General features: G+C 64.9%; 1 protein-coding gene. It reads right to left on the reverse strand.

Annotated features, from left to right (window positions below):
• Positions 1-963 (reverse strand): elongation factor Tu (tuf, locus tag NKJ21_RS27515; RefSeq protein ID WP_254733473.1); only part of this gene is annotated, 963 nt, incomplete at its 3' end.
• Positions 964-1071 lie beyond the last annotated feature (108 nt).

The raw sequence follows: 1071 nt of genomic DNA on the forward strand, positions 1-1071 counted from the left end.
ACGGCCGCCTTCTTCCTTGGTCAGGATGTAGGCTTCGGCCACGAACTTGGTGTGCGGGGTGATCGAGCCCGGCTTGCAGAGCACTTGGCCGCGCTCGACGTCTTCACGCTTGGTGCCGCGCAGCAGCACGCCGACGTTGTCGCCGGCCTGACCTTGGTCCAGCAGCTTGCGGAACATTTCCACGCCCGTGCAGGTCGTCTTCTGGACCGGACGGATGCCGACGATCTCGACTTCCTCGCCGACCTTGACGATGCCGCGCTCGACGCGACCGGTGACCACGGTGCCGCGGCCCGAGATCGAGAACACGTCTTCAACCGGCATCAGGAACGGCTGGTCGACCGGGCGTTCCGGCTGCGGGATGTAGGCGTCGACCGAAGCCATCAGCTCCAGGATCTTTTCTTCGCCGATGTTGGCGTCACGGCCTTCGACCGCGGCCAGGGCCGAGCCCTTGGTGATCGGGATGTCATCGCCCGGGAACTGGTACGACGACAGCAGCTCGCGGACTTCCATTTCGACGAGCTCTAGCAGCTCTTCGTCGTCGACCATGTCGACCTTGTTCATGAACACGACCAGGGCGGGCACGCCGACCTGACGGGCCAGCAGGATGTGCTCGCGGGTCTGCGGCATCGGGCCGTCGGCGGCCGACACGACCAGGATCGCGCCGTCCATCTGGGCGGCGCCGGTGATCATGTTCTTCACGTAGTCGGCGTGGCCGGGGCAGTCAACGTGAGCGTAGTGGCGGTTGGCCGTTTCGTACTCGACGTGGGCGGTGTTGATCGTGATGCCGCGGGCCTTTTCTTCCGGCGCGGCGTCGATGTCGGCGTAGTTCTTGGCGGTCGCGCCGCCCGACTTCGCCAGCGTGATCGTGATCGCGGCCGTCAGCGTGGTCTTGCCATGGTCAACGTGACCGATGGTGCCGATGTTGCAGTGCGGCTTAGTGCGTTCGAACTTTTCCTTGGCCATCGTCTCTACCTTCGCGCCGGCGGCTGGGTTGTTGGGAATGAATCTCGGGGAGCTGGAGCGGTTAGCGGGACTCGAACCCGCATCCTCAGCTTGGACGGCTGCTGCACT

Origin of the sequence: Klebsiella sp. SWET4, assembly GCF_024296565.1 — a bacterium.
Taxonomy (GTDB): Bacteria; Pseudomonadota; Gammaproteobacteria; order Enterobacterales; family Enterobacteriaceae; genus Klebsiella; species Klebsiella variicola.